Source organism: Rhizobium sp. UFLA01-1127, assembly GCF_059803845.1.
In genome coordinates this window covers 1-21,956 of sequence record NZ_JAUQTZ010000027.1, presented here as the reverse complement: position 1 = coordinate 21,956, position 21,956 = coordinate 1, and the positions used below count along the sequence as shown (strand labels likewise).

At 60.1% G+C, this 21,956-nt stretch carries 17 protein-coding genes and 1 pseudogene; 11 read left to right on the top strand and 7 right to left on the bottom strand.

The features are described 5' to 3' along the window. Positions 1 to 9 precede the first annotated feature (9 nt). Entirely contained in the window at positions 10 to 1,920 is a 1,911-nt protein-coding gene (locus Q4Q11_RS09260) for a L,D-transpeptidase family protein (protein WP_498569305.1), read from the bottom strand. Between the two features lie 405 nt (positions 1,921 to 2,325). Between Q4Q11_RS09260 and fumC the strand changes: the two genes are divergently transcribed. From fumC to Q4Q11_RS09245, 3 genes are all read left to right on the top strand, one after another. Further along, positions 2,326 to 3,717, top strand: coding sequence for a class II fumarate hydratase (gene fumC, locus Q4Q11_RS09255; RefSeq protein WP_498569304.1), 1,392 nt, complete (start codon positions 2,326 to 2,328; stop codon positions 3,715 to 3,717). 349 nt (positions 3,718 to 4,066) lie between these two features. Beyond that, entirely contained in the window at positions 4,067 to 5,674 is a 1,608-nt protein-coding gene (locus tag Q4Q11_RS09250; protein WP_112509303.1) for a fumarate hydratase, read from the top strand. Positions 5,675 to 5,869: 195 nt separating this feature from the next. Further along, positions 5,870 to 6,937 (top strand): GGDEF domain-containing protein, encoded by a 1,068-nt coding sequence (locus Q4Q11_RS09245; RefSeq protein ID WP_498569303.1) that lies wholly within the window; start codon positions 5,870 to 5,872, stop codon positions 6,935 to 6,937. Positions 6,938 to 6,991: 54 nt separating this feature from the next. Here the strand turns inward: Q4Q11_RS09245 and Q4Q11_RS09240 are convergent, their stop codons facing one another. After that, a complete protein-coding gene (locus Q4Q11_RS09240; protein WP_498569302.1) occupies positions 6,992 to 7,600 on the bottom strand; it encodes a pyridoxamine 5'-phosphate oxidase family protein in 609 nt (202 codons plus the stop codon). 63 nt (positions 7,601 to 7,663) lie between these two features. Continuing rightward, positions 7,664 to 8,629 carry an alpha/beta hydrolase gene (locus Q4Q11_RS09235; protein ID WP_498569301.1) on the bottom strand — a complete coding sequence of 322 codons (966 nt, stop codon included), beginning with the start codon at positions 8,627 to 8,629 and terminating at the stop codon, positions 7,664 to 7,666. A 45-nt stretch (positions 8,630 to 8,674) separates the two neighbouring features. On the opposite strand from Q4Q11_RS09235, the gene Q4Q11_RS09230 reads away from it, so the two are divergent. Then, on the top strand, positions 8,675 to 9,160 hold the full coding sequence (locus Q4Q11_RS09230; protein ID WP_112509295.1) for a MarR family transcriptional regulator: 486 nt from the start codon (positions 8,675 to 8,677) through the stop codon (positions 9,158 to 9,160). Here the strand turns inward: Q4Q11_RS09230 and Q4Q11_RS09225 are convergent. Together Q4Q11_RS09225 and Q4Q11_RS09220 are read right to left on the bottom strand one after the other, a co-directional pair. Beyond that, entirely contained in the window at positions 9,154 to 10,353 is a 1,200-nt protein-coding gene (locus Q4Q11_RS09225; RefSeq protein WP_112509293.1) for a low temperature requirement protein A, read from the bottom strand. The two genes, Q4Q11_RS09230 and Q4Q11_RS09225, sit on opposite strands and share 7 nt — an antisense overlap. A 33-nt stretch (positions 10,354 to 10,386) precedes the next feature. Further along, positions 10,387 to 10,761 carry a gamma-butyrobetaine hydroxylase family protein gene (locus Q4Q11_RS09220; RefSeq protein ID WP_112509291.1) on the bottom strand — a complete coding sequence of 125 codons (375 nt, stop codon included), beginning with the start codon at positions 10,759 to 10,761 and terminating at the stop codon, positions 10,387 to 10,389. A 192-nt stretch (positions 10,762 to 10,953) separates the two neighbouring features. On the opposite strand from Q4Q11_RS09220, the gene moaA reads away from it, so the two are divergent. After that, complete coding sequence (moaA, locus tag Q4Q11_RS09215; RefSeq protein ID WP_498569318.1) at positions 10,954 to 11,943, top strand: GTP 3',8-cyclase MoaA; 990 nt, start codon at positions 10,954 to 10,956, stop codon at positions 11,941 to 11,943. 79 nt (positions 11,944 to 12,022) lie between these two features. On the opposite strand, the gene Q4Q11_RS09210 is transcribed toward moaA, so the two are convergent. Further along, positions 12,023 to 14,572: a methyl-accepting chemotaxis protein gene (locus Q4Q11_RS09210; protein ID WP_113336607.1), complete on the bottom strand. Its 2,550-nt coding sequence runs from the start codon at positions 14,570 to 14,572 to the stop codon at positions 12,023 to 12,025. A gap of 334 nt (positions 14,573 to 14,906) precedes the next feature. On the opposite strand from Q4Q11_RS09210, the gene Q4Q11_RS09205 reads away from it, so the two are divergent. From Q4Q11_RS09205 to mobB, 3 genes are read left to right on the top strand one after another with little or no spacing between them, the layout of a single operon-like run. Then, the gene (locus Q4Q11_RS09205; protein ID WP_498569300.1) at positions 14,907 to 15,818 is read left to right on the top strand and encodes a DMT family transporter; all 912 of its coding nucleotides are present in this window, start codon (positions 14,907 to 14,909) and stop codon (positions 15,816 to 15,818) included. Positions 15,819 to 15,828: 10 nt separating this feature from the next. After that, entirely contained in the window at positions 15,829 to 16,479 is a 651-nt protein-coding gene (gene mobA / locus Q4Q11_RS09200; protein WP_498569299.1) for a molybdenum cofactor guanylyltransferase MobA, read from the top strand. Further along, on the top strand, positions 16,476 to 17,006 hold the full coding sequence (gene mobB, locus Q4Q11_RS09195; protein WP_113336626.1) for a molybdopterin-guanine dinucleotide biosynthesis protein B: 531 nt from the start codon (positions 16,476 to 16,478) through the stop codon (positions 17,004 to 17,006). The genes mobA and mobB overlap by 4 nt, the downstream gene beginning before the upstream one ends. A 46-nt stretch (positions 17,007 to 17,052) precedes the next feature. On the opposite strand, the gene Q4Q11_RS09190 is transcribed toward mobB, so the two are convergent. Continuing rightward, positions 17,053 to 19,509: an OmpA family protein gene (locus Q4Q11_RS09190; RefSeq protein WP_498569298.1), complete on the bottom strand. Its 2,457-nt coding sequence runs from the start codon at positions 19,507 to 19,509 to the stop codon at positions 17,053 to 17,055. A gap of 367 nt (positions 19,510 to 19,876) precedes the next feature. On the opposite strand from Q4Q11_RS09190, the gene Q4Q11_RS09185 reads away from it, so the two are divergent. The 3 genes and pseudogenes from Q4Q11_RS09185 to Q4Q11_RS09175 form a co-directional block, all read left to right on the top strand. After that, a complete protein-coding gene (locus tag Q4Q11_RS09185; protein ID WP_112509280.1) occupies positions 19,877 to 20,659 on the top strand; it encodes an ABC transporter substrate-binding protein in 783 nt (260 codons plus the stop codon). A gap of 219 nt (positions 20,660 to 20,878) precedes the next feature. Beyond that, on the top strand, positions 20,879 to 21,691 hold the full coding sequence (locus Q4Q11_RS09180; RefSeq protein ID WP_112509278.1) for an ABC transporter permease: 813 nt from the start codon (positions 20,879 to 20,881) through the stop codon (positions 21,689 to 21,691). Then, positions 21,688 to 21,956 (top strand): annotated as a pseudogene (locus tag Q4Q11_RS09175) (ABC transporter permease); the annotation flags it as partial. The gene Q4Q11_RS09180 and the pseudogene Q4Q11_RS09175, both read left to right, overlap by 4 nt.

Sequence of the window (21,956 nt, the reverse complement as noted above, 5' to 3'; positions counted from 1 at the left end):
GTGCAGAATTCAAATCTGGGCAGTACGCGCCTTCGAGGTCGCATCGAGCGCCCTCTGAGTAGCCGCGTCACGATCGTAGACATCGTTGAAATACTGAACGACGCCGTCCTTGTTCGGCCAGGCAGTGAAATACGCGATGTAGATCGGGAATTTCTGCGGTACGGGAACGGCTTTGTTCTGACCGGTGGCAATCTGCTTGGCGACGTCATCGACCGTCGTGTTCAACACAGCGGCTGCCATTGCTCGCGGGTCGGCGAGACGGACGCAGCCGTGGCTAAGCGCGCGCATGTCCTTCTTGAAGAAGCTCTTCTGCGGCGTGTCGTGCATGTAGATCGCATGTGAATTCGGGAACAGGATCTTCAGCTCACCCAGAGCATTGTCGCTGCTCGGCGGCTGACGGACCGAGATGCTCTTTGTCGAGCCGTACCAATCGACGCTGGACGAAGCGACCGCACGGCCGCCAACCTCGACCTGATAGCCCATGCGATCGAGATAGTTCGGATCGGCACGCAGCTTCGGCAGCATCTCATTGATGATGATCGACTGCGGAACGCCCCAGAACGGATTGAATTCGACCGTCTGCACCTGATTTTCGAAGAAGAAGGTCTGGTGCTGCTTGCTGCCGACGACGACGCGCATCGACAGCTGCTCCTGGTTGTTATTATGGTAATAAACCATGAAAGCGGGCTGGTTGATGAAGACGTAGCGCGGTCCAAGTTCGTCCGGCAGCCAGCGAAGCTGCTCCATCGCAATGATCAGCTTCTGGATCTTCGCGTCATTGTTCTCGCCGACCATGGCGCGAACGGAGGACGGGCCGATGACGCCATCAGCCGTCAGCCCTTTTTCCCGCTGAAAGTCCTCGACGAGCGACACGAGCTCGGGCGTATAATCCGGTGTGCCCAGATAGGCATCGAAAAGATCCGCATGGGCGGCCTTCAGCGCATCGGAGCCGCGATGCTGGATCGCCTTGACGATATTGGCCATTTCCGGCGAGCTGCCGCCCGGCTTCAAGGTGCCCGTCAGGGAAATGGAAATATGGCTGCCATCCGATCCGGATTCGGCGCGCAGCTTCGCGAGCTCCGCCTTCAGTTGCATGAACTGCTGGTTGGACGGGTCGCGGCTGTTGAGATAGGCAGCAGCATCGGTGCTGGCGCGCAGTACATCCAGAGTTGCCGTCAGATTGACGTCCTTGCGCTTGAAATCGTGATAGCCGGAGATCTTGTTCGGGTCTAGCCGGCCGCGAACCGTATCCTGAACGAACATCAGCACCTTGCTCGACAGCGCCAGCTCGAATTGCATGAGGGCGCGGTCGCGCATGACCGGGTCGGCACTTGCGGTATCGGCGCTTGGCGGCGTCACCGCATAATCGGCGGGATCGAGGCCGACGGAAGCGGCGTCGGCGAGAACGCCCATGGCCGCTTTCGCCTTGTCGCTGACAGCGTGATCGGCAACCCAGAGAAGCGGCTTGGTTTGATCGGCGTAATAGGTCTCGATCACCTTGGCGATATCATTGGTCGCCATGACGCGCGCGTCCGCCAGGTAGCGACGCTGCGAAGCCTCGGTATCGACCGCAATCGGCGCCGGTGAAGCATCGGCAACGGCGCCGGTTACCACCGGATCGGCAAAATGCGCAGTAGAAACCAGACGCATCGCGTCCGCTTTATAAGTATAGTATTTCGGCGCATCGACCGTCGGCATCGGTGTCTTGGCACGCGGCGGCTCTCCCAACGACTGCCCGGGATCCAGCGTCTGCGCCGGATTGGCGGAAACCGGGGCCGAAAGCTGAGTGCTCTGCTGACGCCCCTGGCCGCCACGGATAAAATCCATAAGGGTCATGGCGCCGGCGGAGGTGGCGCCGGCGGTGGAAAGGCAACAGGAAAGAGCCAGGACGGAGGCTGTGGCTTTGGCTGCAAGTTTCATTCTTTAATCGGGTCCCTGTATCGTGCGGTAACTTCGAGCCGGACGGGGCTGTTTTCAACTCGGCCGCGATGTCCAGGACATCGTATACCTACTATTATGAAAACGGCGAGACCCCGCCTTTCGTTCAATGCCCCGGCTTCACATCACGAAGCAGCGGCATTTTCCGCGCTTCAGTTCACACAAAATTATGAAATTATTGGTTAATCCTTTATTGAAATTTCGTGGGCTTTTTTAGCGCCGAAAATGCAGCTCCGCGAATATATGCGCGGCGTGTTAAAAAGAGCACGCCGGGCGGAGCCAAAAACATGATTTTTATAATCATGAAGTGACGCCTTGACGTTTTCATGCGGGTCGTTCGGACTTATATGACTGCTATCCGTCTCAATGGAAAGCAGGATCCGGAACATGACGTCCAACCGCCGCGAAACCGATACTTTTGGCCCGATCGAAGTCGCCAGCGACCGCTATTGGGGCGCGCAGGCGCAGCGCTCCCTCGGCAATTTCAAGATCGGCTGGGAAAAGCAGCCGCTATCGATCGTCCGCGCCCTCGGCATCGTCAAGCAGGCAGCGGCGCGCGCCAATATGGAGCTCGGCCAGCTGGACCCCACCCTCGGCAAGGCGATCGTCGCCGCGGCACAGGAAGTCATCGACGGCAAGCTCGACGATCATTTTCCTCTCGTCGTCTGGCAGACGGGCTCGGGCACGCAGTCCAACATGAACGCCAATGAGGTGATCTCGAATCGGGCGATCGAGATGCTCGGCGGCGTCATGGGCTCGAAGAAGCCGGTTCACCCGAACGACCACGTCAACATGAGCCAATCGTCGAACGACACGTACCCCACGGCCATGCACATCGCCTGCGCCGAGCAGATCGTTCATCATCTGCTGCCGGCCCTGCGGCACCTGCACGCAGCCCTGGAAAAGAAGGTCGCGGACTTCGCCCACATCATCAAGATCGGCCGCACTCATACGCAGGATGCGACGCCGCTGACGCTCGGTCAGGAATTTTCGGGCTACGCGGCGCAGGTCGCCTCCTCGATCAAGCGCATCGAGCTGACGCTGCCGGGCCTTTGCGAGCTCGCACAGGGCGGCACGGCGGTCGGAACCGGCCTCAATGCGCCGATCGGCTTTGCCGAAAAGGTCGCCGACGAGATCGCGGAAATCACCGGCCTGCCTTTCGTCACCGCCCCAAACAAATTCGAGGCGCTGGCCGCGCATGATTCCATGGTTTTCAGCCATGGCGCCGTCAACGCCGCCGCCGCCGCCCTCTTCAAGATCGCCAATGACATCCGCCTGCTCGGTTCCGGCCCTCGTTCCGGTCTCGGCGAACTGGCACTGCCGGAAAACGAACCCGGTTCGTCGATCATGCCGGGCAAGGTCAATCCGACCCAGTGCGAGGCGCTGACGCAGGTCTGCATTCACGTCTTCGGCAACAATGCCGCGCTCACCTTCGCCGGCAGCCAGGGCCATTTCGAGCTCAATGTCTACAATCCGATGATGGCCTATAATTTCCTGCAGTCGGTGCAATTGCTCGGCGATGCCGCAATCTCCTTCACCGATAATTGCGTCTTCGGCATCGAAGCTCGCGAGGACAATATTAAGGCCGGTCTCGAACGCTCGCTGATGCTGGTCACCGCATTGGCACCGAAGATCGGCTACGACAATGCGGCCAAGATCGCCAAGACGGCCCACAAGAACGGCACGACGCTGAAGGAAGAAGCCCTGGCAAGTGGACTGGTGTCTTCGGAAGAATATGACGTCATCGTCCGCCCGGAAACGATGATCGGACCGAAGTAAGTTCCTCCTTCAGCGATCGCCGGGTATAATCCTCCGATGCCGCAGCCATGTGCATGGCCCCTCTCCCCGCTCCTGCGGGGAGAGGGAGTTTATCGTGCAAGATCAGCAGCTTCAGTCGATGCTGCAAATCCGGAACAAGTTCCCTCTCCCTGCAAGCGGGGAGAGGGCTAGGGTGAGGGGCCGGGCACAGGGCTTCAGCATCAAAAGACTCACCCGTCCTGCGCATCCCCGTCGACAATCTCCCATTTTGAAATTTCGACATCGCAGCCAAACAATTGCTTTTGACTCGAGCCGGATTTAGATCGTCTCCAAACATCTTCCCGCGCATCCGGCTTGAAAGGTTTCCCATATGGCTGACGATCTGTTTCCCCTTGGCGACGACGCCACCCCCTATCGCAAGATTTCCGGCGATTATGTCGCGGTCGACACCTTCAAGGGTCAGGAAATCCTGACCGTCGATCCCGAAGGCATCCGCCTGCTCGCCGAAACGGCCTTTGCCGATATCAACCATCTGCTGCGCCCCGGCCATCTGAAACAGCTCGCCTCGATCCTCGAAGACCCGGAAGCCACCGATAATGACCGCTTTGTCGCCTACGATCTGCTGAAAAACGCCAATATCGCCGCCGGCGGCGTGCTTCCCATGTGCCAGGACACCGGCACGGCGATCGTCATGGCCAAGAAGGGCCGCCGCGTCTGGACCGAAGGCGGCGACAGCAGCGCGATCGCCAAGGGCGTGCTCGACGCCTACGAGAAGAAGAACCTGCGCTATTCGCAGCTCGCGCCGATCAAGATGTTCGAGGAAAAGAATACCAGGAACAATCTGCCGGCACAGATCGACATCTACGAGGAAGGCACCGACGCCTACGAATTCCTCTTTGTCGCCAAGGGCGGCGGCTCGGCCAACAAGACTTTCCTCTACCAGGGTACGCCCTCTCTCCTGACGCATGACCGCATGCTGGATTTCCTGAAAGAGAAGATCCTGACGCTCGGCACGGCAGCTTGCCCCCCCTACCATCTTGCCATCGTCATCGGCGGCACGTCGGCGGAGATGAACCTGAAGACGGTCAAACTTGCCTCGACGCGGTATCTCGACTGTCTCCCCACGGAAGGCTCCGAAAGCGGGCATGCCTTCCGGGACATCGAAATGGAAAAGGAAATCCACAAGCTCACGCAGAGCCTGGGCGTCGGCGCGCAGTTCGGCGGCAAGTATTTCTGCCATGACGTTCGCGTCATCCGCCTGCCCCGCCACGGTGCCTCGCTGCCGATCGGCCTCGGCGTTTCCTGCTCCGCCGACCGCCAGGCCAAGGGCAAGATCACGCGCGACGGCATCTTCATCGAGCAGCTCGAGACCGATCCGTCCAAGTACATGCCCGAGATCGACGAGGCGAAGCTCTCCGAATCGATGGTGCGCATCGATCTCAATCGGCCAATGGCCGATATCCTGGCCGAGCTGTCGCAACATCCGGTCAAGACGCGTCTGTCGCTCACCGGCACCATCATCGTCGCGCGCGACCTCGCACATGCCAAGATCCGCGAACGCCTGGAAAAGGGCGAAGGCATGCCGGACTACCTGAAGAACCATCCGGTCTATTACGCCGGTCCGGCAAAGACGCCGGCCGGCTACGCCTCCGGCTCGTTCGGCCCGACGACCGCCGGCCGCATGGACAGCTATGTCGACCAGTTCCAGTCCTTCGGCGGCTCCATGGTCATGCTGGCAAAGGGCAACCGCTCGCGTGCCGTGCGCGAAGCCTGCAAGACATATGGCGGCTTCTATCTCGGCTCCATCGGCGGCCCGGCAGCCCGTCTTGCGCAGGACTGCATCAAGAAGGTCGAGGTGCTGGAATATCCGGAGCTCGGCATGGAAGCCGTATGGAAGATCGAAGTGGAGGATTTCCCTGCCTTCATCGTCATCGACGACAAGGGCAACGATTTCTTCCAGGAGCTCAACCTAGGATAAGATAACGCCGGTCATTTGACTCAAACGAAGGCGCCGTTGGCGCCTTCTTCTGTAAAATATACTTCGAGTGCAAGCTTTTTAAATAAAAGCTTTACATTGCATCGATTTTCCATAATTAAACTCTTAATATTTTCTCAAAGATTCTTTGCGTAAGTAAAGAATGAATTTAACCAATACATGTTACGGAGCTCACCTATGAGTACGGCGATTGCGCCCAAGGCGCAAATTCCCGACGTGGCAGGGCAGATTACCTACGCGATGCGATCCATGGGGATCGCACCTATTCCGCGAAATTATGAGCTATTCTACGAAGCCTATATCGGCTCCAATCCGGCTCTCACGCGTGAGCTGGCAGCTCTCGGCAAGCGCGCTACGCAGGAGGAACTGGACGCGATCGGCGCCAAATACTTTCCGCATCACGCGGGCCGCGTCTTCGATGACGCACATGCACGCCTTTCCATCGAGCTGGATGCCGTCCTGCGCGCATTGCGCCAGGAACAGACGACACTCCAGAGCTACAACCGCCTGCTCGGCGAGACTTGCGAAAGCATAAGCTTCAGAAACCACCACAGCGCCGAGTTGCTGCGCAGCGCCATCGATATACTCGCCACTGCCACCGGCGATACCATGGCTCACGGCGAAAAGACCGTCGAGAACGTCGCACAGCGCAGCGAGGAAATGGACCTGGTCCGCAAGGAACTGGACGAATACAAGCGCATTGCCAACACCGATGCCCTGACCCGGCTTTCCAATCGCCGCGCTTTCGAAGACCGCCTGATCTCCATCTTCGACAACGAGTTGACCCGGCCGACAACGGCGCTGGTGCTGGCCGACATCGATCACTTCAAGAGGATCAACGATACGTTCGGCCATCCGGTCGGCGACAAGATTCTCGCGACCGTTGCCTCCATCATCCGCGCCAATCTCCGGAGCGATGTCTTCATCGCCCGTGTCGGCGGCGAGGAGTTTGCATTGATTCTGGAAGCAACCAACGTCGAAGATGTCACGAATGTCTGCGAACGAATCCGCCATACGCTGGAGGTGACGCCGTTCAAGAATTCCCGCACCAAGGTCGATTATGGTCCGGTTACCGTGTCGCTGGGTATCTGCATGGCGTCGCAAGCCAGGGACTCCGGCGAACTGTACAACAAGGCCGACCTTGCACTCTATTGCGCGAAAAATGCCGGTCGCAACTGCAGCAGCGTCTATCAGGAGGGCTTGCAGAAGGATTTCACCAAAAGTTGGCTCATCTACAAGAATTAGAAACGGAGCCGACCAACCGCCGGCGCTGCTTTCCCAGGCATGCCGGCGGCTTGCTTACCAGAGCGTCTTGGCGGCCCGCGCCGGCCATTCGCGATCATAGGCCTCCTGATCGAAATCGCCTCTCGCGGCCTTGAGCATCATTCCTGGGCTCGGCAGGTTTGCCGGATCGGCGAACCGCTCGGCATTCCAAAGTTCGGCCCGCATCACCGCCCGCGCGCACTGGAAATAAACCTCCTCTACCGTAATCACGATAACGCAACGCGGATGCTTGCCATCCATCTCGAAGCTGTCCAGCAAGGCAGGCTCGATGGAGACGACCGCTCGGCCATTGAGCCGCATCGTCGTGTTCGACCCAGGAACGAGGAACATCAGCGCTATGCGTGGATCGCGCACGATATTCGCAAGCGAATCGACGCGGTTGTTGCCGCGCCAATCCGGCAGATGCAGCGTCTTTTCATCCGCCACGCGAACGACGCCGCCCCGGTGACCGCGCGGTGAGCAATCCAGCCCCTCCGGCCCCACCGTCGCCAGCGCCAGGAATGGTGATGCTTCGATCATCTGGCGATAAAACGGTGTCAGCACGCTCGTCACCTTGGTTATCGAGGCCTCACCCGCCCCGCCGTAGAGCTCTTTCAATTCCTCGACCGACGTAACGATACGCATGCTGCCTCGCGCTTCCTTATGGCTATGGTGATCTGCCCCGAAGCCTGCACAACGCAGTCTTTGCTATGATGTGCGCCGCAACGGGGTTCGATAAAACGATAGCACCGTCCCCTCGCCGTTTTCGAGCGGATTTTCCGCGTCCACGGGCTCAGACAGAAAGGCACCGATCGTCTCGAACACCGGGAGAGCGGTAACGATGCGCCGGTGCCCGAAGCCATTGGCCCAGAAAAGACGCACGTGCGATCCCTCCGCGGCATAGGCGCGCGCGTGATCGGCATGGACCTCCTTGTCGTCCTCGGCGTGGATGACGAGCACCGGCCGGCGCGCGTCGAGCATGCCGCGCTTCTGGTCGTAGGAAGCAAGCGTTCTGCCTGTCACCCGGCGAACCTCGTCTTCCAAGGCGGCCTGGGTCGCCGGTCCAAGGCCCATCACTCGGCCGAAATCCTTGAACAGCCACCCCATCGCGCTCGGCGCGCCGATCAGCACCAGTTTGCCCGGACGAAACGGATCGACATCGGGCAAAAAGCTCGCAGACGCCAGCGCCAGAGACGCTCCGCCGAAGGAATGCCCGATTGCGGCATCGAAGACACCGAACCGGGCCGACGCGGCCGCGATGGCGGAAACGGCCAGACGTATATTCAGGAACCACCCGCCGGAGCGGCCGTGGCCTGGAAGATCGAGCGAGATGACTTCCGCTCCGCCTTCCGCAAGGAACGCCGTCAACTCGGACATATATTCGCTGCTGGAGCCCCAGCCATGTACGACGAGATAGCGCTTTCGCGGCCCTTTCGCGCCGCCGTTGAAGCGGTAGGCCATGGCGCGACCGCCCGGAAACGGCAGCATGACCTGCTCTGCCGCAAGAAGCCGTCCCCTGCCCTCCATATAGGCTGCTCTGGCCTTGGTGCCGCGTGGGCGACGCGAGGGCGTCAGGCAGAAAATTCGAAATGCTGCCTTGCCGGCAAGCTGGGGAGACAGCCTTCCAAGACCGGACAGACCCGACCGGGTGACCTTGAGCGCAAAGGATGGCATAGTGGGAATCCAATAATGTTCAACTATGAACAATAAAGTACAACGATGAATAAAAATCAATCCCTTCCCTGGGACCATCCGCGTTTTCGAAGCTGGATCGCCGTTGCGCGCGCCTGCCAACTCATGCAGCAATCGCTGGCCCGTTCATTGGCGCATCTCGATATCAAGTCGCCGCATCTCGACATTCTGGTCAATCTGTTTCGCTTCGAAGGCATTTCCCAGCAGGAACTCGCCCGCAAGCTGCTGGTCGGCCGTTCCAATATGAGCATGCTGCTGCCGCAGATGGAAAAACGCGGCCTGATCGAACGGCGCGGCGACAAACAGGACAAGCGCGTGTTGCGGCTTTATCTGACCGAGGAGGGCCGGCGGGTAACGGAAGAAGCCATGGCCATCCAGACCGCCTTGATCGATCGGACTCTCTCGGACGCGCCGATCGAGGAGTGCGAGTCGATTGCTGAGCATATGGAGCGCGTCGTCAGCCTCCTCATGCAGGAGGAGCGCGAACCGCTGGAACCTGTCGGCGATCAGTGATCGCCGGCAGAACGAGCCGAAGGAACGACCCGGTTCAAAGAGGCAAACTCCCATATGGCAACGACGAGAAGTACGGCCGTGGCGAGAATGCCGAGCTGGTAGACCATGACCATAGGCAGGGTAAGCAGCAGCAGCGCGAGCCCGGCGAGCCCCACCATGTGCGACAGCGGCGGGCGGCCGGTCGTCACTCCCTTGAACCAGAGATTTCCGAGCAGAAAGACCGCAGGGCCGCCGAGAAGAGCTGCCGCGATACGCATGTCGGCGGCATCGTGAGGATGCGCAAAGAGGAATTCATCGCCGACGACGCTCAGGATGATGCCGGCCAGAATCGGAATATGCGCATAGGTGAATGCCTGCCGCGCAAGGCTTCCGGGCGCATCGTCGTGTTCGATGCGATGCGCCGCCCTTTCATGGCCGAACTGAAAGTAGATCCACCAGAGGGCAACCGTGCCGACAAAAGCGGTAATGAATACTGCGACGATCAGCGGCGTCACCGGCTGCTCGGCAAAGGTCTTGCCGGCCTGCAGAACGGCCTCGCCGAGGCAAATGATGATGAACAGCGCACAACGCTCGGCCAGATGGGCGCCCGATACGTTCCAGTCCGCCGTCGTCGATTTGCCGAGGCCGGGGACCCTGAAGCCGAGTGCCGGAGCTGAATACTCGATAACGAGCGCCACCAGCCAAAAGATGACCCGCATCCCGCCTTCCATCAGCGCGCCTGCGATCCAGAAGACACCGGACAGGACGAGCCAGCTGGTGATGCGAAGGAAATTGCGATGGTTGGCCACGCTCGCGTTTTTAAGGGCATAAACGGTAAACAGCGACCGCCCGACCTGCATGAAGACATAGGCGCCGGCAAAATAGATGGCCTTCTCGCCGAAAGCCTCAGGGATCGAGGCCGAGAGGATGAGCCCCGCAAACATCAGCGTGAACAGCATGATGCGCACCGGCATGCGGTCCGGATCGAGCCAGTTCGTGACCCATGCGGTAAAGACCCATACCCACCATACCGCAAAGATCAGCATGACGGCTTCCAGCCCGCCCAGCGGAGTGAAATGCTCCGCCAAGGTATGGGCAAGCTGCGAAATCGAGAAAACGAACACCAGATCGAAAAACAGCTCAACGAAGGAAACCTTGCTCTCGTTCTTGCTGCCCTTGGCGCGAAGCCAATTTTCCCTACCCGCAAGGATCATGCCTACGCCCTTCTTTCGTTCGTCGAGGCCGTGCTAATGCGGCCTTCCCGTCGGGTCGCGACTGAGACCCTTTTCCTTCAATTCGGCTTCATAGGCCGCAAAAAGCTCACCGCCCTTTTCGCCGAGTTCGTGCAGATAGGACCATGTGAAAATACCGGTATCGTGCATGTCGTCGAAACCGATACGCACGGCATAATTGCCGGTCGGCGTCATCGACACGATGCCGACATTGCGCTTGCCAGGTACGGTAACTTTCTGGCCCGGCCCATGCCCCTGCACCTCGGCGGAAGGCGAGAGCACCCGCAGCATTTCCGCCGGCAAATCGAAGCTCGCGCCATCGTCGAATGTCACCACGACATGACGGCGATCCTTCGATACCCGCAATTCGGTTGGCCAAACGTCGCCCATCGATTTTCCCATGCCTTTCAGTGTTCTTCCGAGAATTATGCCGCCGTTCGTTCACGCGCAAGTGTAATCGAAAAGCATTTTCCTTGACGCAACAATCGCCTATGCCCACATTAGAGTCTAACGGAGGCACGAGTGAACAGTATCGTCGGCAGCTTAGGCAACGCATCGCCGGTTCAGGCGCATGCTGCTCCCATGATCGACCCTTTCGGGCGCGCTGTCACCTATTTGCGTGTTTCGGTCACGGACCGCTGCGATTTCCGCTGCACCTACTGCATGGCGGAGAACATGACCTTTCTGCCCAAGAAGGATCTTCTGACGCTCGAAGAACTCCATCGGCTCTGTTCCGCCTTTATCGCCAAGGGCGTGCGCAAGATCAGGCTCACCGGCGGCGAGCCCCTGGTGCGCAAGAACATCATGTTCCTCGTTCGCGAACTCGGCAAGCATATCGGAAATGGCGAACTTGACGAACTGACCCTGACCACCAACGGATCGCAGCTGGCCCGCCACGCCGACGAACTTTACGATTGCGGCGTCAGACGCATCAACGTCTCCCTCGACACGCTCGATCCCGACAAGTTCCGAACCATCACGCGCTGGGGCGATTTCTCCAAGGTGATGGAGGGCATCGATGCCGCGCAGAGAGCCGGCCTAAAGATCAAGCTGAATGCCGTCGCGCTCAAGGGCTTCAACGAGGCCGAAATTCCGGAACTGCTGCGTTTCGCTCACGGCCGCGGCATGGACCTGACCGTCATCGAAACCATGCCCATGGGCGAGATCGAAGAGGATCGCACCGATCAGTATCTGCCGCTCTCCGAGCTGCGGGCCGATCTCGATCGTCAGTTCACGCTGACCGACATCCCCTTCAGGACGGGCGGCCCTGCCCGCTATGTGGAAGTCGCCGAAACCGGCGGCCGACTGGGCTTCATTACGCCGATGACCCACAATTTCTGCGAGAGCTGCAACCGCGTGCGGCTCACCTGTACAGGCACGCTCTATATGTGCCTTGGACAGAACGATGCGGCAGACCTGCGCACGGCGTTGCGCGCCAGCGAGAACGATGACCTGCTCCGGGCTGCGATCGACGAAGCGATTACCCGCAAGCCGAAAGGCCATGACTTCATCATCGACCGCACGCACAACCGGCCAGCAGTGGCGCGCCACATGAGCGTGACCGGCGGCTGATATTGTTTCCTCAGAAAAACAATGGGCGCGAGGCAGAAACCTCGCGCCCATTGTTTGACAATCCGGCAAAGCCTATGTCTCAAGCGGCGCGATGGCGCGTACCCGTATTGCCGTAATCTGCATAGTCCATCTCGCCGTCGCCGGTGCGGAAGCGATCGATCTTCTCGGACAGCATGTCGACACGCTGGCGCAGACCATGGATCTCGGCATTGTTCTCCTCGACCATCGCGGCATTGCGCTGCGTAATCAGCTCGACTTCGGAAACGGCACGGGTCACTTCCTCGATACCGGTCGACTGTTCGGTCGTCGCCGAAGAAATGTCCGCAACGAGCCTCTGGACGCCGGTGACGTGGTTGATGATCTCCGTAAGCGCCGCACCGGTCTGCTCGACCAGATGGACACCGTTCTGCACCTGGGCGGAACTTGCCGAAATCAGGCCCTTGATTTCCTTCGCCGCATTGGCACAGCGCTGTGCCAGCTCGCGCACCTCCTGAGCAACGACGGCAAAGCCGCGCCCTGCCTCGCCGGCACGGGCAGCCTCGACGCCGGCATTCAGCGCCAGCAGATTGGTCTGGAAAGCGATCTCGTCGATAACGCCGATGATCGTGGCGATTTTCTCGGACGAGCGGTTGATTTCGCTCATGGCGCCCACAGCCTTGGCAACCACTTCGCCTGATTGCGTCGCATAGGCCTGCGTCTCGTTGACGGAACTTGCCGTCTGCCGGGCGCGATCGGCGGTCGAACGCACGACGTCGCTCAAGCGACGCAGCGCACGAGAGCTTTCTTCGAGCGCGGCCGCCTGCTGTTCGGTACGCCGTGCGAGGTCGTCGGCGGACATGGCAAGGTTGCCGGTGCCACCCTTGATTTCTTCCGCCGTGTAGCGAACGTCGGTCAAGGTCTCGCGAAGGGCTTCAACGGCATGATTATAGGTAAAGGCCATTTCCACGAAGTCCGCGGACAGATCCTCGCGCATGCCCTCTTCCAGATTGCCGTCGGCAAGCTTGGCCAGAACATCCGCCAGCGCATTGAGCGCCTGCTTCTGTTCGGCCTCGATACGGGCGCGTTCGGCTGCGCGGCGGGACGCATCCTCTTCGGAGAGCGCGCGGGCGCTTTCAGCCTCGCGCTCGAGCCGGACGTTTTCAAGCGCGGCATCGCGGAAGACGCTGACGGAGCGCACCATGTCGCCAATTTCGTCGCCGCGATTGCGGCCGTCGATCGCCACTTCCAGATCGCCGCTTGCAAGGCGCGTCATGATTTCGGTAACGCGCTTCAGCGGAGCGCGCAGGGTTTCCACCAGCATCAGGCCGCCGACGATGGCAAGCAGCGTGCCGACGATCATGGCAATGACCGAGACATTCGCCGAGCGCTCGCTGTCTTCCTTTCCGAGCTCCTGTGCCTGGGCGACGAAGCTGCGCAGCGAGGTCATGGCATCGGCGAGCAATCCGTTGGACCGAATACGCGTTGTTTTCCAATCGGCCGCCGTTTGCAGCAAATCAGCCGATCCGCTGGTCAAGCCATCGATCAGCGGCTTCATGTGAGCCGCGAAATCACGCATGGTCGCATTCGTTTGGCCAAGTTCCGAAATTCTGGCCGCAACGGTCTGCAAATCCTTGAGGTCCGCAAGCACGGGATCGCGCGAAGCCGCATCGCGGACGTTTTCCATGCGCGAGGCATGCAGCGTCAGGCGGTCCACGAGGCCAAGTGCCTGATCGACGTGATCCAGAAGCTCCTTCTGACCGTCGATGATCTTATCCAGGCTGACGAAGCGGTCGGCGGCCGTATCGCTGTTCTTGGCCGACTGAAGGGTCATTTCGCCTTCGATCTTCACGAAGCTCTGCAGGACCGGACCCATTGCTTCGACCTTCTGGTCGGGCGTCCCTGAACCCTTCAGGACCGCATCGAGCTTGTCGGCAGCATCGGAGGCATTGGCAACAAGGCTGGCGCCGCGCTTGGAGACCAGCGCCTTGGAAACCGTTACCTGCTTGAGAATGGCATCGGCGTAAGTGCGCGCATCCGAAATCTCCTCTGTGGAATCGGCGGCCATTTGCACCTGGATACGCAGATTGCTCATCTTCTCCGACAGGCCCTTGTAAGCAGCGGCATCGTAAAGCAGCTCCTTGGCAAAGGTTTCCTTGTCGCCGAATTCCTTGCGAATGATGTCGATCTGCTTGCCGGCCGCCTTGGCGGTCGCCCCAATGCTTTGCACCGCCTTCTGGATGGTTTCGACGTCGCTATCCTGCTTCTGCCTGATGGCCCAGAGCGTCGCCTGCTGCGCGCGCATCTTAGAAGCAAGCTCGCTGACCGCAACGATCTTGGCACGCTGTTCGTCGCTCAGCAGCCCGCTCAGCCGACGCACGCCTTGCTCCTGCGCATCGATCTTTTCCGCAAGTCCCTTGCGCGTATCGTCCGAAGGGGAAGCCGTGAACTCCTGCAGGGCTGCCTGCAGGTTTTCAAAGTCGCTGATATTCTCGATCGTGGCGCGCGTCACAGTCATATGACCGTTCAAAATATTCGCCGTGTGATAGCCCACGAGGCCGACACCGGCGATGAGGACCACCAGCGGCACCACAAAAATCAGTACCTTGGTGACAATCCTGCGGCCTTGCAGAAGACGATCAATGAAAAACATGGGCGCCTCGACTGGATTACGAAAATCTCCAGCGAAGGCGGGATCGTCATTCCTGCTGCGCTGCGGTAGGTGCTTCTGCCTCATGCAAAACCACAGCGAGCCTCGGGAAATAAGATTGAATAAGAATTAATTGCTCACCTAAAAGCCTGCTTTATCGGCAAAAAACTTGCAACCGGCGTATCATTCTGCGACCGAGGCGCGAAAAACCGATGCCGATCGCAACAATTCTATCGCATCGCACAATCGAATTCGGCCGCAGCGAAATCACAAGTGATTCCAATTTGCGGGAAACGGCGTTAATCCAGATCGACAGATCCGGGGGACTCATTTTTTTATGCGACTGACCAAGAATACGCAGGGTGCGCTCTTCATGGCGACATCCATGGCGGGTTTCTCCTGCAGCGACGCTTTGTCCAAATCGGTCATTGCCTCGATGAATGCCGGAGAAATCATCTTCATCCGTGGCGTGTTTACGTCCCTTTTCGTCTATCTTCTTGCGCGCAGGATGGGTGCCCTGCGCTCCTGGAGGGTCATCCTGCAGCCGGCGATCGCGCTGCGCATCGCCTGCGAAGCAATAGCCGCGGCAACCTACATCACCGCTCTTGGAATGATGCCTATCGCCAACGCCTCCGCCATCCAGCAGGCCGTTCCCCTTGCCGTGACGCTTGGCGCCATGATTTTCCTGAAGGAGCCTGTGGGATGGCGGCGATGGACGGCCATCGCCGTCGGGTTCATCGGCGTACTGATCATCATCCGGCCGGGTCCGGAAGGCTTCACGACGGCAGCCCTTCTCGTTATCGCCTGCATGTTCGCAACCGCCGCCCGGGATCTCTCGACACGCTGCATCGGCAAGGATGTGCCATCGCTGATGGTCACGCTCTGCACCGCCATATCCATATCCATCTTCGGCGCCTTGTGCATTATTCCTTTCGGGGGATGGCATCCGGTGAGCTCGGCTTCGTTCATGCAGATCCTGGCAGCTTCCGTGCTCGTGCTGATCGGCTATCAGATGGTGATTCTGGCGATGCGCACCGGCGAAATCTCCTTCGTGGCACCGTTCCGCTATCTGAGCCTCATCTGGTCTGCCTTGCTGGGCCTGGTTGCCTTCGGCGAGATGCCGGATCGATGGTCGCTCCTCGGCGCGGCCATTGTCATCGCTTCCGGCATCTATACCTTCTATCGGGAAAGCAAACGGCGAAGGGCCGAGCCCGTCGCGCAGGAATCAAAGCAACGCGTTCCCGCCTGAGGTCGCAACCATGCAAGGCTTCATCGTCGATCCCGAAGACGTTCCCGTCGTTCTGCTTGCGGGCGGCCGTTCGAGCCGCATGGGCTCGAACAAGGCTTTTTCCTTGCTCGGCAACGAAAGCCTGCTCGCCCGCATCGCTGCCCGTATTGCGCAGCGGCAGACGTGGCCGATCGCTCTCAACGCGGATGCCGATTGGCCGGATACCATGGGCATGATGCTGGTTCCGGACAGGATTCCCGGCAGGCTGGGGCCACTTGCAGGCGTACTCGCCGCGATGCAGGACACCCAGTCGCGTTACCCGCGGGCCTCGCACGTCGCCACGATCCCCATAGATAGCCCTTTCTTCCCTCCCGATCTCATCGCGCGATTGGCGCATCCCGTAGAAGGTGCCGATGAAATCGCGATCGCCGCATCCCTTGATCGTGACCATCCCGTCTTCGGTCTCTGGCCGCTTTCCATCGCCACAGATCTTGAAGGCTGGATCGTCTCGGACGAAAAACGGCGTGTCACGGATTTTCTCGCTCGCCATCACGTTCGGCGCGTGGATTTCCCCCCGGTCACGACACCGATCGGACCTCTCGATCCCTTTTTCAACATCAATACGCCTGCAGACCTGCTCGAAGCGGAAAAATGGCTGGCGGCAACGGAAAGCATGTCATGACGAAATCTCGTCCCAGGATCTTCGGCATTGCCGGCTGGAAGAATTCCGGTAAGACGGGACTTGCCGTACGGCTGGTCGCGGAGTTCACCCAGCGCGGCTATCGCATCTCGACCATTAAGCATGCGCATCATGATTTCGATATCGACAAGGTCGGCGCCGACAGCTTTCGTCATCGCGAGGCCGGAGCGCACGAGGTCACGATCGTTTCCGGCACGCGCTACGCCATCATGCATGAATTACGCGGCAACCCAGAACCGAGTTTCGAAGAGATACTGGCGCGCCTCGCCCCTTGCGATCTCGTCTTGATCGAAGGATACAAGCGCGAACCCATACCGAAGATCGAGGCCCGTCGATTGGAAGCGGCCAAGCGCGAACCGCTCGCTCCGGATGATCCGCATATCGTCGCCATCGCCGCTGACCATTCGGTTGATGATGCCGGCTCGCTTTCCGTTTTCGATCTCGACGACACTTTTGCTATCGCCGATTTCATCACCGCCACGGTCGGTCTTGGCAAACCGGCAAAATAGAAGGCCGCCGGTTTCCCGGCGGCCATTGGACAGGGTAACCTGCCGCTTACTGATTGGAGGCAACCGGCCGCACCAGCGGTGTGATGCGGCGGATCGTTACGCGCCGGTTTTCCTGCGACGGTCCGAGCGTATTCACCTTGAGATACTGCTCGCCATAGCCCTGCGTAACCAGGTTTGCAGCCGGAATGCCATAGACATCCGTCAGCACGTTGGCGACCGATTCCGCGCGCTGGTCCGACAGGATCAGGTTGCTCTGGGCCGAGCCGACCGCATCCGTATGGCCCTCGATGAGGAAGGTTTCGGTCGGATCGCGCTTGATGATCTTCGACATGCCGTCGGCAACACCGCGCAGCGTGCTGGCCTGCGACATCGGAATGTCGGCGCTGCCCGTTGCGAAAGTGATCGTGTCGAGGTCGATACGGCGGATCTTGTCGCGGATACGAGCCGAGTAACGGACTTCGTTGACCGAATAGATGCGCTCGACCGGCTCGACCGGCGGCTCGCGCAGGAAGTCATAGTAATCCGCGTTGCGGTTCGAAGCCGTATCGATGATGTACTGGCTCAACGGAATGAGCAGGCGCATCGGCGGCAGATCCTCGCCCGGATCGCGGTAATAGTCGTCATTGTCAGGCCGATTTTCCAGTTCCGGCGAATAGAACAGCACGTATTCGCGGCCGCTGCCATCGATGCGCGAACGCTGGATGATGTCGCCATAGCGGTTGCGGATCGTTACGATGCGATCGCCGTCGGGCTGATCGATCGTCTCGCGGTAGCGGTCGCGCGGCAGCTGTTCATAGATCGGCTGCTCGCCGCCACGAATGAAACGATCGCTATCGTCATGGCGAACGACATAGGTATTGTCGACATTCACGACCGTACGATTGTCCTGGTTGATGACCGTTTGGATCGTCGTTCCCTGCGGAGGGACAAAATCCGGCCGGCGATCGATCCGGCGCCCCTGCTCGCTGGTCACGGCTTCCATTTTGACCGGAGGTTGCGGCTGGCCGCCGGCAGCCGCGCGCTGCGCCTCGGCGTCGGAAGTCGGCGGCTTGGTGTAAGCCGGCGGCGGCTGTTGGGCCGGGGCATTCTGAACCTGCCCGTTCGGCTGTCCCTGACCCACCTGTCCGCGGCCGCCCTGGGCGCCCGGCACAGCGGGGTTCTGTCCGTTGTTCAGATGCTCGCCCCGGCGAACCGCATCCTTCTGGCTGTCCAGAACCGCGCTGCCGTTTGCCACAGGTAGGATGACCGGGCCGCTGGCGGTGGCTGGATTCTCGGCGACCTTCTTGCGGCGCTCCAGTTCCTGCGGCGAGACCTGCTCGGCCGGAGGCACCTGAATTTCGCCGGCCTGCTGGCCGGTGCCGTTGGCCGGTGCGGGCACTGCGTTGCCCTGAGCCGGTGCGGCAGCACCGTTTGCCGGCTGCTGCTTGCCGGGCTGCGGCGCCGCTTGATTGCTGCCGGCTTGTGGGGGCTGCGCCTGCGGCTCGCCCTTCTGGGCCGGCTGCTGCGGATTGGCGCCAGGCTGCTCAGTCTGCGGCTGCTTGCCATGCGTCTGCCCTACGCCTGGCTTCTGCCCCTGCTGGGCGCCAGGCGTTGCTGGTGTTGCCGGCTGAGCTTCAGGCTGGACCTGCGTCCCCGGCTGCGCTTGCGTGCCCGGCTGAGCCTTATGGCCCTGCGTCGGCTCGCCGGCAGGCGCTTGCGGCTGTACGGCCGGTTGCTGGGCCGGGGCCTGCGTCTGGCCCTGCTGCTTGGGATGAGCGTTCTGCTGAGGCTGCGCTTCCTTCTGAGCCGGTACCGGCTGTTGCGCCTTCGGTTCGGGCTTGACCTGCGGCTGCGATTCTACTGCGGGCTGCTGCTGCTCCACCTTTGGCTGCGGCGCGGCGGGCTGCTTTGCTTCCGGCTGCTTGGGCGGTTGCTGGGCGGGCTGCTGCGCATTGTGTTTGGGCTGCGGCGTTTCGGGTGCCGCCTCGGGAGCGGCGGCCTTCGGCAGCGGCTTGGCTTCGGGCTGAGCCTGCGGAGCCTCGGCCGGTTGCTGATGCTGCTTTTTCGGCTCCGGCTGAGCTTCAGCGGCCGGCTGCTGACGCTGGGGTTTCGGCTGCTCCTGCTCGGCAGGCTGCTGATGCTGCGCCTTGGGCGGCTGCGCTTCCGGCGGCTGCTTTGCCGGCTTCTGCTGCGGTTCGGCTTCCGGTGCCGCCTGCTTCATCTGATGCTGCTGCTCGGCGCCGCCCTGGGGTGCCGGCTCGCCTTGATGTTTCCCGCCCTGCGGCTGCCCCTCGGCGGGCTTCTTGTGCTTGAGCTGCTCTTCGTCCGGCTGTGCGGCCGGGGCTTCCTGCTGCGCCACCTCGAAACTTGCGCGTGCGCCAGTCGTGGCGGCACCGCCGATGCCACTGTCTAGCGGTGCGATGGGCTGTTCACGAAGCGCCGCTGCTGCTGCCGGCTCGAATGCGAGCGATAACGAAAGCAGCGGAAACGCGGCGCTGGCAAATAGTCTGGATCGCTTTCCCATATGGGTCTCCTCTAATGATCTTCGTCTGCCGAATTGCGAATCTCAGCAGGCAAGGCGATGCCTCAAGATCCCGACCAATTTTCGGTTCTCGTGAGGCTGAATCGCGGCAAGCCGCTATATGTTCCCAAACTATGAGATTGCCGCAATTAACCCCGGCTGAACGTAACGGATAGCTTTCGTTCAGCTTTCTCTTTGGCGCGTTTTCGTTGCCGCTGGATTGCGCAAAGGCGACTGCCCTCGTAATTCCAGTTGCAATTTCCGAAAAAAAAGTACGAATATCGCCGCACGGCGGGCCATCGGCCCGCTCCATTCGAGCCGTCTGCCAAGAAACAATAATGAGCTGGCGGCACCAACAGAGAGGGTCAATATGCGCATCTCCACTCGTCTTCTTGCTGCCGCGTCCTTCGCCGCGATGTCGCTCGTCGCTGGCGCGGCGCTCGCCGACGGCGACACGCTCGTCATCGGCACCGACGCGACCTACCCGCCGTTCGAATCACTCGATGCCGGCGGCAAGTTCGTCGGCTTCGACATCGATATAGCCAACGCGCTTTGCGATCAGATGAAGGTCAAGTGCACCTTCGTGAACCAGGATTTCGACGGCATCATTCCGGCCCTGCAGGCCAAGAAGTTCGACGCGATCGTTTCTTCGATGTCGATCACGCCCGAGCGTGAGAAGATCGTCGACTTCACCAAGAAGTACTACAATACGCCGCCGGCCATCGCCGTTCCGAAGGACTCCACCCTCAAGGAAGCCACCGACGAAGCTCTGAAGGGCAAGACGATTGGCGCCCAGTCGTCCACGACGCACGCGAACTACGCCTCGGCGCACCTGAAGGATGCCGAGCTGAAGCTTTATCCGTCGGCCGACGAATACAAGCTCGACCTCAGCAATGGCCGCATCGACGCCGCCATCGACGATGTGGTCGTGCTGTCGGAATGGGTAAAGTCCGATGCGGGCAACTGCTGCAAGATGCTGGGAACGCTGAAGATCGATCCGGTCATCAACGGCGCCGGCGCCGGCATCGCTGTCCGCAAGGGCGATACGGCTCTTAAGGATAAGCTGAACGCCGCGATCGCTGCAATCCGCACCAACGGCACCTACAAGAAGATTCAGGACAAGTATTTCGATTTCGACGTCTACGGCGAGTGATCGCCCGTCGATTCCCTAAAGCAATTCCAGGAAAAGTGCGTAGCGGTTTTCCGTCCGGAATTGCGTGAAAACAAAGGGATAGAGCATTTTCGCGATCCGAGGAAAAGCGGAAAAACTCTAGGAAAGACGACGGCGGAAGCTTGCCCTTCCGCCGTTTTTGTTTGACAACGAGAAGATTATAAGCAGAAACGCGGCAAAAGCCGCTAGGGGAAATGCAGCATGAGCGGATTGTTTTCCGCCCTTGGTTCCTTGTGGACCTGGTTGAGTACGATTTTTGATCCATTGTGCGGTCCCGCGGGACTGTTCACCGTGTTCAGCATGTTCCGCCCGGACACCATGCTCGCTTGCGGCGACACGGGCTGGGGCGACGAGCTGGCCGGCGGATTGAAGATAACCATAGCCGTCTCGGTCCTGACGTTGCCGCTCGGCATAGTCATCGGTTTCTTTGTCGCCCTTGCGCAGCAATCCGAAGAAAGGCCGTTACGGCTTGCGGCAGGTGTTTTCACGACGATTTTCCGCGGCCTGCCGGAACTGCTGACGCTTTTCATCATTTACTACGGCATGCAGATCCTCCTGCAATCGCTGCTTGCCAAATTCGGCTACGATGGCCCCGTCGAGATCAATGCGTTCGCTGCCGGCATGGTGGCGTTGGCAATCGTCTTTTCCGCCTACTGCTCGGAAGTCCTCCTCTCTGCGTTCAAAGCCATTCCCAAAGGCCAGTACGAAGCGGGCGATGCCCTTGGATTTCATCGGGCGCGGACCATGCGGCTTATCATCGTACCGCAACTCGTGCGCATTTCCTTGCCGAACCTCGGGAACCTTTGGATGAACCTGCTGAAGGATACGTCCTACGTGTCCATCATCGGCCTTGCCGACATCATCCGCCAGACCGGCATCGCCGTGCGCGCCACCAAGGCGCCCTTCACCTTCTATTCCATCGCCTGCCTTTTCTATCTGACGCTCGCCGTCATTTCCTCAGTCGGCCTTTTCTATCTCGATCGATGGGCTAAACGTGCGGAGATCCATCGATGAGCCATGCCGAAGTTCTGATCGCGGCACAACCGGCACCGCCGAAGACGGTCAGAAAGCTGTCCAAGGCGCGCATCGCCGGTTATTTCTTTCTGACCCTTTGGGCCATTCTCGGCATTTCGCTGCTGGCGATGATCGTCTTCGGCTGGGACGTCGACAAGCTCCAAACCTACGGACCCAGGCTTCTGCATGGTCTGGGAATTACCGTCAAACTCGTCGCCACATCCTTTATCCTCGGCGCAATCCTATCGGTACCGCTCGCTTTCGC

Bases quoted from the DNA above. Each gene is read 5' to 3' on its own strand.
- Q4Q11_RS09225 (WP_112509293.1), bottom strand. From the start codon at position 10,353: ATGATCCTTGCGGGTAGGGAAAATTGGCTTCGCGCCAAGGGCAGCAAG.
- Q4Q11_RS09235 (WP_498569301.1), bottom strand. From the start codon at position 8,629: ATGCCATCCTTTGCGCTCAAGGTCACCCGGTCGGGTCTGTCCGGTCTT.
- Q4Q11_RS09260 (WP_498569305.1), bottom strand. From the start codon at position 1,920: ATGAAACTTGCAGCCAAAGCCACAGCCTCCGTCCTGGCTCTTTCCTGT.
- Q4Q11_RS09185 (WP_112509280.1), top strand. From the start codon at position 19,877: ATGCGCATCTCCACTCGTCTTCTTGCTGCCGCGTCCTTCGCCGCGATG.
- fumC (WP_498569304.1), top strand. From the start codon at position 2,326: ATGACGTCCAACCGCCGCGAAACCGATACTTTTGGCCCGATCGAAGTC.
- Q4Q11_RS09220 (WP_112509291.1), bottom strand. From the start codon at position 10,761: ATGGGCGACGTTTGGCCAACCGAATTGCGGGTATCGAAGGATCGCCGT.
- Q4Q11_RS09250 (WP_112509303.1), top strand. From the start codon at position 4,067: ATGGCTGACGATCTGTTTCCCCTTGGCGACGACGCCACCCCCTATCGC.
- Q4Q11_RS09245 (WP_498569303.1), top strand. From the start codon at position 5,870: ATGAGTACGGCGATTGCGCCCAAGGCGCAAATTCCCGACGTGGCAGGG.
- moaA (WP_498569318.1), top strand. From the start codon at position 10,954: ATGATCGACCCTTTCGGGCGCGCTGTCACCTATTTGCGTGTTTCGGTC.
- Q4Q11_RS09210 (WP_113336607.1), bottom strand. From the start codon at position 14,572: ATGTTTTTCATTGATCGTCTTCTGCAAGGCCGCAGGATTGTCACCAAG.
- Q4Q11_RS09205 (WP_498569300.1), top strand. From the start codon at position 14,907: ATGCGACTGACCAAGAATACGCAGGGTGCGCTCTTCATGGCGACATCC.
- Q4Q11_RS09190 (WP_498569298.1), bottom strand. From the start codon at position 19,509: ATGGGAAAGCGATCCAGACTATTTGCCAGCGCCGCGTTTCCGCTGCTT.
- mobA (WP_498569299.1), top strand. From the start codon at position 15,829: ATGCAAGGCTTCATCGTCGATCCCGAAGACGTTCCCGTCGTTCTGCTT.
- Q4Q11_RS09240 (WP_498569302.1), bottom strand. From the start codon at position 7,600: ATGCGTATCGTTACGTCGGTCGAGGAATTGAAAGAGCTCTACGGCGGG.
- mobB (WP_113336626.1), top strand. From the start codon at position 16,476: ATGACGAAATCTCGTCCCAGGATCTTCGGCATTGCCGGCTGGAAGAAT.
- Q4Q11_RS09180 (WP_112509278.1), top strand. From the start codon at position 20,879: ATGAGCGGATTGTTTTCCGCCCTTGGTTCCTTGTGGACCTGGTTGAGT.
- Q4Q11_RS09230 (WP_112509295.1), top strand. From the start codon at position 8,675: ATGAATAAAAATCAATCCCTTCCCTGGGACCATCCGCGTTTTCGAAGC.